Source organism: Caulobacter sp. 17J65-9 (assembly GCF_010975005.1).
In the GTDB taxonomy this organism is placed as follows: Bacteria; Pseudomonadota; Alphaproteobacteria; order Caulobacterales; family Caulobacteraceae; genus 17J80-11.
The window spans coordinates 1-8,826 of record NZ_JAAIVC010000155.1; the positions used below are offsets into that span (position 1 = coordinate 1).

General features: G+C 69.7%; 12 protein-coding genes and 1 pseudogene. 5 read left to right on the forward strand and 8 right to left on the reverse strand.

Annotation, left to right across the window (positions count from 1 at the left end; all coding sequences use genetic code 11):
• The 4 genes and pseudogenes from G3573_RS17595 to fliQ form a co-directional block, all read right to left on the reverse strand.
• Nucleotides 1–355: pseudogene (locus G3573_RS17595) on the reverse strand (hybrid sensor histidine kinase/response regulator); the annotation flags it as partial.
• Between the two features lie 47 nt (nt 356–402).
• Nucleotides 403–1,503, reverse strand: a complete 1,101-nt coding sequence (gene flhB / locus G3573_RS17600; protein WP_163263002.1) for a flagellar biosynthesis protein FlhB — start codon at nt 1,501–1,503, stop codon at nt 403–405.
• A 4-nt stretch (nt 1,504–1,507) separates the two neighbouring features.
• Nucleotides 1,508–2,269, reverse strand: a complete 762-nt coding sequence (gene fliR, locus G3573_RS17605) for a flagellar biosynthetic protein FliR (RefSeq protein WP_163263003.1) — start codon at nt 2,267–2,269, stop codon at nt 1,508–1,510.
• A gap of 5 nt (nt 2,270–2,274) precedes the next feature.
• Nucleotides 2,275–2,538 (reverse strand): flagellar biosynthesis protein FliQ, encoded by a 264-nt coding sequence (gene fliQ / locus G3573_RS17610; RefSeq protein WP_163263004.1) that lies wholly within the window; start codon nt 2,536–2,538, stop codon nt 2,275–2,277.
• Nucleotides 2,539–2,873: 335 nt separating this feature from the next.
• Here fliQ and folE point away from each other — a divergent pair, with 335 nt between their 5' ends.
• Complete coding sequence (gene folE / locus G3573_RS17615) at nt 2,874–3,542, forward strand: GTP cyclohydrolase I FolE (RefSeq protein ID WP_163263005.1); 669 nt, start codon at nt 2,874–2,876, stop codon at nt 3,540–3,542.
• 122 nt (nt 3,543–3,664) lie between these two features.
• Complete coding sequence (locus tag G3573_RS17620) at nt 3,665–4,015, forward strand: response regulator (protein ID WP_163263006.1); 351 nt, start codon at nt 3,665–3,667, stop codon at nt 4,013–4,015.
• On the opposite strand, the gene fliE is transcribed toward G3573_RS17620, so the two are convergent.
• From fliE to flgB, 3 genes are read right to left on the reverse strand one after another with little or no spacing between them, the layout of a single operon-like run.
• The gene (gene fliE, locus G3573_RS17625; protein WP_163263007.1) at nt 4,012–4,314 is read right to left on the reverse strand and encodes a flagellar hook-basal body complex protein FliE; all 303 of its coding nucleotides are present in this window, start codon (nt 4,312–4,314) and stop codon (nt 4,012–4,014) included. The genes G3573_RS17620 and fliE overlap by 4 nt on opposite strands.
• 11 nt (nt 4,315–4,325) lie before the next feature.
• Complete coding sequence (gene flgC, locus G3573_RS17630; RefSeq protein ID WP_163263013.1) at nt 4,326–4,712, reverse strand: flagellar basal body rod protein FlgC; 387 nt, start codon at nt 4,710–4,712, stop codon at nt 4,326–4,328.
• Between the two features lie 55 nt (nt 4,713–4,767).
• Nucleotides 4,768–5,196 carry a flagellar basal body rod protein FlgB gene (gene flgB / locus G3573_RS17635; protein ID WP_163263008.1) on the reverse strand — a complete coding sequence of 143 codons (429 nt, stop codon included), beginning with the start codon at nt 5,194–5,196 and terminating at the stop codon, nt 4,768–4,770.
• Nucleotides 5,197–5,344: 148 nt separating this feature from the next.
• On the opposite strand from flgB, the gene G3573_RS17640 reads away from it, so the two are divergent.
• Nucleotides 5,345–5,644 (forward strand): flagellar biosynthetic protein FliO, encoded by a 300-nt coding sequence (locus G3573_RS17640; protein ID WP_163263009.1) that lies wholly within the window; start codon nt 5,345–5,347, stop codon nt 5,642–5,644.
• A complete protein-coding gene (gene fliP / locus G3573_RS17645) occupies nt 5,641–6,420 on the forward strand; it encodes a flagellar type III secretion system pore protein FliP (RefSeq protein ID WP_163263010.1) in 780 nt (259 codons plus the stop codon). The genes G3573_RS17640 and fliP overlap by 4 nt, the downstream gene beginning before the upstream one ends.
• A 21-nt stretch (nt 6,421–6,441) precedes the next feature.
• Here fliP and G3573_RS17650 read toward each other — a convergent pair whose 3' ends face one another.
• Nucleotides 6,442–8,517, reverse strand: a complete 2,076-nt coding sequence (locus tag G3573_RS17650; protein ID WP_163263011.1) for an outer membrane beta-barrel family protein — start codon at nt 8,515–8,517, stop codon at nt 6,442–6,444.
• A gap of 124 nt (nt 8,518–8,641) precedes the next feature.
• Between G3573_RS17650 and G3573_RS17655 the strand changes: the two genes are divergently transcribed.
• Nucleotides 8,642–8,826 (forward strand): hypothetical protein (locus G3573_RS17655; protein ID WP_163263012.1); only part of this gene is annotated, 185 nt, incomplete at its 3' end.

The following is an 8,826-nucleotide window of genomic DNA, read 5'->3' on the forward strand; positions in this document are numbered from 1 at the left end:
GGGCGGGGGCGGCGGTGCCGCGCGGCAGGCGGCTGGCGTCGGCGCCGGTCTCGCGCCACGCGGCGTTGGCGGCCAGCACGCGGCCATCGGGCGTGACCAGGGCGGCGGGCTCTTCCAGCGCCTCGACCAGGGCCTCCGGCCCGGCCTCGGGCTTGGTCTTCCCGTCGGCCGCCCCGAAGGCGAACACGGCCATCAGCGCCACGCCGGCCAGGCCGACCAGCAGCAAGAGGCCCGGCGCGCTGGGATCGCTGCGCAGGGCCGGATAGGCCGCGCCGGCGACGGCGAGCAGGAAGAAGACCACAACCGCGGCGAACCACGGGTCGAGTTTGAAGCCGGTGCGTTCGGCGCGCGTCATCGGCCCTGCCCCCGTAAGGCCCTGCGAATCGGACACGATCATAGCTCCTACCGGGGAATGGCGCGCTGCGACCGCGCGGCGCCACGGCCCTTGTTCATGACGAAGCCGATCACCTTGGCGACCGCCTCGAAGTGTTCACGCGGGATGATCCCGTCCACGTCGACCGTGGCGTACAGCGCGCGCGCCAGCGGCGGGTCTTCCACGATCGGGATTTCATGCTCGCCGGCGATCTCGCGGATCTTCAGCGCGATGGCGTCGACGCCCTTGGCCAGACACACCGGCGCGGCGTCCTCGCCGTTCACGTAGCGCAGCGCCACGGCGTAGTGGGTCGGGTTGGTGATCACGACCGTGGCCTTGGGCACGTTGGCCATCATGCGCCTGCGGGCCTTTTCGGCGCGCAGCTGCTTGAGCTTGGCTTTGACGTGCGGGTCGCCTTCGGTCTGCTTGTATTCTTCCTTGGTCTCCTCGCGGCTCATGCGCATGCGCTGCAGGAAGCGGATGCGCTGCCACAGGAAGTCCCCGCCGGCGACGAAGCCCAGCAGGGCCAGCACCGCCCCGCCCAGCGCAAGCATCAGGTCGCGGGCGAATGGCAGCAAAGCCAGCGGGCTCATGGCCGCCATGTTCTGCAGCTCGCCGGCGTGCGGCTTCATCACCAGCCAGCACACCCAGCAGACCGCCGCCAGCTTCAGCACGGTCTTCAGGAAGTTGACCAGGCCGTCGACGCCGAAGATCCGCTTGAAGCCCGCCATCGGCGAGACCTTGTTCAGGTCCGGCTTCAGCTTGTCCGGCGTGAACAGGAAACCGTGCTGGATCAGGTTGCCGCCGGCGCCGCCGATCGCGGCCGCGGCCAGCACCGCGCCCAGGAAAGGCGCCGCGCCCCACAGCGCCTGACGCACCAGGTCGCCGCCCGCGCCGCTCTCCAGCGCCGGGACCAGCTGGTGCGGCGCGGCCACGAACGGCAGGAAGGCCTCGGCCATCTTGCCGGCGAACGTGCCGCCGGTGACCGCCAGCACGCCGCAGACGGCCGCCAGCGAGAGCCAACTGGCGACGTCGGGCGACTTGGCGACGTCGCCCTTCTTTCGCGCCTCTTCTAATTTGCGTGGAGACGCTTCTTCCGTCTTGGAGGACGGATCGTGCTCTTCGGCCACGGTCCTATCCCCTCAGGAAGACGTCGGTGAATTCGCGGTAGGCCTCGATCCACACCATGCCGATCACGCCCAGGCTCAGCGCGAAGACCGACAGGCCCAGCAGCACGCCCAGCGGCGTGGCCGCGAAGAAGATCTGGAACTGCGGCATCACCCGCCCGACCAGGCCGGTGGCCAGGTTGAACAGCAGCGAGAACACGATCACCGGCGCGGCCAGCTGCACGCCCAGCGCGAAGGCCTGGGACACCGTGCGGGCCGCCAGGGTGGCCGCGTCGGCCACCGGCACGCCCTTCACCGGGGCGAACAGCTTGTAGCTGTCGGCGATGGCGCCGATGAACAGGTGGTGGGTGTTGGTGGCGAAGATCAGCGTCAAGCCCAGCAGCGCCAGGAACGCGGCGACGGTGGTGCCCGGCTGGGCCTGCAGCGGGTTGGCGGTCTGGGCGAAGGACAGGCCGGTCTGCAGCGACACCAGCTCGCCCGCCACCGCCAGCGACATCATCAGGATGCGCAGCAGGCCGCCGATCATCAGACCGATCAGGGTCTCGCGCAGCACGAAGCCGCCCATGCCGCCGACCGTGCCCGGCAGGGCCGGCAGGCTGGTCGACACGATCGGGGTCAGGGCCAGGGTCAGCAGCAGGGCGAAGGACAGGCGCACGCGCGGCGGCACCATGGCTTCGCCCAGCCCCGGCAGCAGCATGACGATCGCCGCCACGCGGACGAACACCAGCCCCGCGGCCCAGACCTCGTCGGCGGCGGCGTAGGATTCCACCTAGATCACATCCCGGCGATGCGGGCGGCGATTTCGCGCATGAAGCCGCTGAGCAGCGCGCCCATCATCGGCAGGAAGATCAGGAGGGTGACGAACACCGCGAGGATCTTCGGCGCGTAGATCAGGGTGGCTTCCTGGACCTGGGTCAGGGCTTGCACGAGGCCGATGGCGACGCCGACCACCAGGCCCACGATCAGCACCGGCGCGCACAGCTGGATGGTCAACCAGATGGCGTCGCGACCGACGTCCAACACTTCCGCCCCGGTCATACCCGTTAACCCCTCGACTGGCGGGAATCGGCTTCACGCGCCCCCGCTGGGCAGAATCTGCCGCCCCGATGGTTAACGAAGCGTGGCGAAGCGTTAACAGCTTTCCTTCTCCCCTTGAGGGAGAAGGACGGAGCCCGCGCACCGGAGGGCGTCAGCCCGAAGGTCCGCGCGGGAGGATGAGGGGTCGCGCTTTGTTCGGCCGGGCAACGCTCATCGCACGGCCGCCGTCGCGAGACCCCTCATCCTCCCGCGCAGGCCTCCGCTGCGCTCCGGCGCGCGAGGCCCTCCTTCTCCCTCAAGGGGAGAAGGAACGCGTTTTCGTTCGTTCAATCGGCATGACGAGCGACGACCCGGACCGCACCTTCGACCCCGCCGCCGTGGCCCGCCAGGCCGGCACGCCCCTGCCCCGCCGCGGTGAGCCCGCCCATGACGCCGACCGCCCGGACTTCGAGGAGGTGGAGGCGGCGGTGCGCACCCTGATCCGCTGGGCCGGCGACGATCCCGACCGCGAGGGCCTGACCGACACCCCCGCCCGCGTCGCGCGCAGCTATCGCGAACTGTTCGCCGGCTACGAGGTCGACCCGCGCGAATACCTGGAGCGCACCTTCGAGGAGGTCGGCGGCTACGACGAACTGGTGGTGCTGCGCGACATCCGCTTCGTCAGCTTCTGCGAGCACCACATGCTGCCGGTGGTCGGCCGCGCCCACGTGGCCTACCTGCCCACCGACCGGGTGGTCGGCATCTCCAAGCTGGCCCGGGTGGTGCGCGGCTTCGCGCGGCGGCTGCAGATCCAGGAAAAGATGACCGCGGACATCGCGCGCGCCATTCAGGAAGTGCTGAAACCACAGGGCGTGGGCGTGGTGGTCGAGGCTGAGCACAGCTGCATGACGCTACGCGGCGTCAACGCGCCGGGAACTTCTTTGACCACCAGCCATTTGCTCGGGGTCGTTCGCGACGATCCCAGAACGCGCGAAGAATTCCTGCGCTTGACCCGGAGCTGCTAGGCGGCATCGAAGGGATGGTCGCCTGACAGCTGCTTGTGTCGAAGTCGTCGAGGGTTGGTTTGCAGTTGCAGCGTACCGGATTGAGCGGCCGGATCTCGAGGGCCGCAGCGTTCCGCGTCCTAGTGGTCGAAGACGAAGCCGACGTCTGCGCCCTGATCGAGGACGCCCTGATCGAGAGCGGATATTCCGTCGATTGCGTCTTCAGCGACGCCGAGGCCTATGCGGCCCTGGCGCGCGAGCCGCACGGCTATTCGGCCCTGATCGCCGACATCAACCTGCGCGAAGGCACCACCGGCTTCGACGTGGCCCGCTTCGCGCGGCGCCAGAACGCCGACCTGCCGGTGATCTACGTGACCGGGGCGGCGACCGGCACGGACGCGGCGAACTCGGTGGCCGACGGCGCCTTCCTGCTCAAGCCGTTCACCCCGGGCCAGCTGGTGGACGCGGTGCGCGAGCGGCTCGAGCAGGGTTAGATCGGCATCCGCATGATCTCTTGATAGGCCTGGATGACCTGGTCGCGGACGGCGATCACCGTCTCCAGCGAGGCTTCGGCGCTGGCCACCGCGGTGACCACGTCGACCAGTTCGGCCTTTCCGGCCACCTGCGAGGCCATCATGTGTTCGGCCTGGCGCGTCGCCTGGGTGGTCTGGCCCAGGGTGTTCTGCAGGATCTCGGCGAAGCCGGTCGCGCCGGCCTTCTGCGCGCCGCCGGTCGGCGACGAGGAGCCCTGGGCTGCGGCGTAGGCCTTGGCGGCGATGAGCGGGGACACCACGGCTTACGCCCTCACTTCTTGAGCAGGTCGAGGGTGCGGGCCTCCATGGCGCGCGCGGTCTCGATCACGTTCAGGTTGGCCTCGTAGGCCCGCTGCGCCTCGCGCAGGTCGAAGGCCTCGATCAGGCCGTCGACGTTCGGCTTCTTCACATAGCCCTTGGCGTCCGCGGCCGGGTTCGACGGGTCGTATTCGAGGTCGAACTCCTTCTGGTCCGGGCGGACCTCGGCCAGCTTCACCCCGTTGGCGCCGTCGATCCGCGCGGTCTGGAAGACCGGGACCTGCCGGCGGTACGGATCGCCGCCCGGCGTCTTGGCGGTCGAGTCGGCGTTGGCGATGTTCTCGGCGATCACCCGCATGCGCGCCTGCTGCGCCTTCAGCGCGCTGGCGGCCACGGCCATGGTGGAGTTGTGGGCGGGCTTTACGGCGTCAGGCACGGCTCAATCCCCCGAAAACTCAGCGGCCCGGCGCGCGGGCGGCCATGCGCAGCATGTTCATGGACTTCTGGTAGAAGCCGATCGCGGCGTCGTAGGCCATGCGGCTCTCGGCCATCTTCACCATCTGCTCCTCGAGCACGACCGCGTTGCCGTCGAGCGTGGTCTCGGAGTCGCGCGACAGCACCGGGCTGTTCCGCATCGGCCTGGACTCGGTGGTCATGTGTCCCGCCTGGGTCATGGCCAGGCCGCCCTCGCCGGCCCCGGCCAGCGAAGCGCCGCCGGTCTCCTTCGCGAGCGCCGCGGAGAAGCTGTAGGCCTTCAGGTCGCGCGGCACGTAACCGGGCGTGTCGGCGTTGGCGACGTTCTCAGACACCAGCCGCTGGCGCTCGTTCAGATAGCCGAGCCGCCCCTTCAGCATCGAGAACAGCGGAATGTCGTCCAGGCGCATCCGAATCCCCAGAGCGTTAACTCTACACAGGGAAGAAAATGCCGAGCGGCGGGTTAACGAGTCCTTTCAGAAAGGTCGCGTTAACCCTGCGCGGTAACTTTCGCCCTATGGTCGGCTTAAGCCGATTCACGCGGTCTGGGCGGGGCGTATGGACTTTCTCGACTTCCTGCGGGCAATCCTGGCCCTTGCGGTGACGCTGGGCCTGATCGGCTTGGCGGCCTGGGCGGTGCGCAAGTACGCCCCCGACCTGATGGCGCGCCTGCAGGCCGTGCGTCCCGGCGAGCGCCGCTTGAAGGTGGTCGAGAGCCTGGTGCTGGACCCCACCCGCCGGCTGCTGCTGGTCCGCGTCGACGAAGAGGAGCGCCTGATCCTGCTGGGCGAGGGCCGCGAGCTGGTCGAGCCGCGCCGTCGCCCCGCCAAGCCGGCCCCGAAGGCGGTGCAACAATGAAGAAGCGCTTCCTCAATGAGGACACGCGGCGCGCCCTGCTGCTGTCGGCCCTGACCACGGCCGCGACGCTGGTGTTCCCGGCGGTGTCCGCCGCCCAGGCGATCAACGTCGACCTCGGCACCGGCGCCGGCCTGACCGAGCGGGTGGTCCAGCTGGTCGGCCTGATGACGGTGCTGTCGCTGGCCCCGTCCATCGTGATCATGACCACGTCCTTCGTGCGGATCACGGTCGTGCTGTCGCTGCTGCGCACGGCGCTGGGCCTGCAGCAGAGCCCGCCCAACGCGGTCCTGGTGTCGCTGGCCCTGTTCCTGTCGGCGGTGGTCATGACCCCCACCTGGGAGCAGGCCTACCAGGACGGCATCCGCCCGCTGATGGACAAGCAGATGGAGCTGCCCCAGGCCTTCGACGCGGCGTCGGCGCCGGTGAAGACCTTCATGCTGGGCCAGGTCGACCGCGAGGACCTGAACCTGTTCGTGCGCCTGTCGAAGGTCGAGCGGCCCCAGACGCTTCAGGACCTGCCGCTGCGCGTGGTCACCCCGGCCTTCATGATCTCCGAGCTGAAGCGCGCCTTCGAGATCGGCTTCCTGCTGTTCGTGCCCTTCCTGGTCATCGACCTGGTGGTGTCCAGCGTGCTGATGAGCATGGGCATGATGATGCTGCCGCCGGTGGTGGTGTCCCTGCCCTTCAAGCTGATCTTCTTCGTCCTGGTCGACGGCTGGCGGCTGGTCTGCGGCTCGCTGGTCGAGAGCTTCCAGCACGGCGCGCCCGGGACGTAGCGACGAGCACGGCGCCGAGGCTCATCCGCCCCAGCGATAGGACAGGGACGCCTTCACCTGAGGGCCGGGTCCGTGGGAGGTCACGACCTCGCTGAAGCCGTCTCCCACGACCTTCGACCAGCTCTTCCCGCTGTCCAACAGGTCGCTCGCCGTAAGGGTGAGCGCCGCCTTCTTCGTGAGCGAGCGCCGCCAGGTCAGATCCACCAACACGAAGTCCGACGACCGGCTCTGCAGGGACTGCCACGGGCCGAAATAGCGCACTTGCAGCTGCAACTGGTCGCCGTCCGCGCCGTCTGCGCGCGCCGGACCGCGCCGCTCCAGCTGGCCGTTCAGCGAATAGGTCGTGTCCGTCGTGGAGCGGAACCGGCCCGCCTCCAGCACCTGGATCCCGCGCCAGGCCAGGTTTCCCGTCAGGTTCAGCCGCCACCGCTCGTCGAGGGTCTTGCGGACGGATACTTCGGCGCCCCGGCTGGACGCGTCGCCGGCGTTGATCGGCATCGACAGCTTCACGCCCTCGGGCGTCAGCTCCGTGTAGCTGTCCCGGACGTCGTGGCTCTCGCGGTCGTAGAGCGTCACGGTCCAGTCGAGCTCCTCGCTGGCGTGCTGCAGCCGCGCCTCGAAGGCGTCGCGGCTGGCCGACCGCAGGTCGGGATTGCCGACAAAGGCGTTGTTCGCATCGAACAGCCGCACGGCCGGGTTCAGCTCGGTGATGTCCGGGCGGTCGACGCGGCGCGAATAGCTGAGCCGCAACTTCGTCCGTTCGGTGAGCTCACGGCTGAGGTGCAGGCTCGGATACAGGCTGACGAACGTACGATCGGCCGAGACGCCCGCCGAGGTCACCTCGCGCGCCTCCCCCTCCACGCGCAGACCGGGCAACACCGTCCAGCCGCCGCGGTCGAACTGCAGCGTGCCGTAGCCGGCGGCGATGTCCCGCCGCCCGTCGAGCGACCACGCGTAGTCGGGAAACGGCGCCCCGCCCGCCCCGGCCTCGAGCGTCTCGGCGATACGGGTGTCCTCGCGGTTCAGCTCGCCGCCCAACGACAGCACCGCCGCGCCGACCGGACGCCGGTAGTCCAGCTTCACCAGGACTTCGTCGACCCGCCAGCCGGAGGCGGTCCGGTAGTCCGCGCCGCCTTCGGCCCGGAAGCGACGGTCGAGGTCCCAGTCCATGGTGCTGGCCAGGGCGGAGACCGTCAGGCTCGAACTCTCGTCGGGCTTGCTCCACTGGTAGTCGAGGCCGAGCGAGCCCGTGTTGAACAGGCTGAGGGTGCCAGCCGCTTCCGCCGCGCTTCCGGGCGGGCCGACAAGAACGACGCGCGAGATGTCCTGGCGGGTCACACTGCGGCCGTCGTTACCGCTCGCCGTCAGGGTCAGGGTGCGGTCGTCGGCGGGTTTGAAGCCGACCTTCACGGACGCCGAGCGGTCGTCGGAGCGCTGGCGCTCGTCCCGTCGCTCGGAGGTGTGCGTCGCCGTCGCGCCGCCGCCGTCATAGGTCGTGAGCTCCCGGCCGTCAGCGTTCGAGCGTTCGTTATGCCCGTCACTGATGGTGGCCCCGAAGGTCCAGCGCCCGCGCGTCAGGTTCGGCGACAGGGTCACCTGCCGGCCGCCCTGGCTGTCGGCGCTGACCAGCACGACGCCCGAGCCGCCGGACGGGCGACGCGAGCGCGTGATGATGTTGATGATCCCGCCCCCGCCGTCGGGGCGAAACTGCGCCGAGGGGTTGGTCATAACCTCGATCCGGTCGATGTCGGCGCCCGGCAGGGTCCGCAAGGCCATGTCCTGGTTCTGCGGCCGCTTTCCGTCGATCAGGATGGTCACCCCGGGGCTGCCCAGCAGCGTCACCCGCCCCGTCGCCGAAACGCTCACGGACGGGACCGATTTCAGCGCGTCCACGGCCGATCCGGCCTGCGCCTGGGGATCGTCCTTCACCGAATAGACCTGGCGGTCGATGAGGTTGACCACGGGCGGCCGTTCGGCCGTCACGGTGACGGTTTCCACGTCCTGACCCGCATCGGCCTGGACCGGCGTGTCCGCCGCAGGCGACGCCTCACCCGCCGGCTCGCCCAGGGCGAGCACGGCCAGACACACGCATAGCACGCCGACACCCCCAGCCCGACCTATAGGCGAACTCTAGCTGAGCAATTGCGGCGAAAGCGAAGCCTAATTCCGACGGAAGGTTGGACGCCGCGCCGGCGCGCGAATCCGCTTTAAGCTGGGCCTTGTGTCCGCCCCGCTCACGTCGCTGATCGAGTTCGACCTGCTGCGCCTGCGCGAGTTCGCGCGGCGGCTGAAGGGCGACGCCTGGTCGGCGGCGGTGGTGCTGCTGATCGCCGGCGGCGGCGCGGCGGCCCTGGTCGTGGGCCTGGAGCGCCTGGGCCGCGAGCAGCTGGCGGACCACGCCGGCCT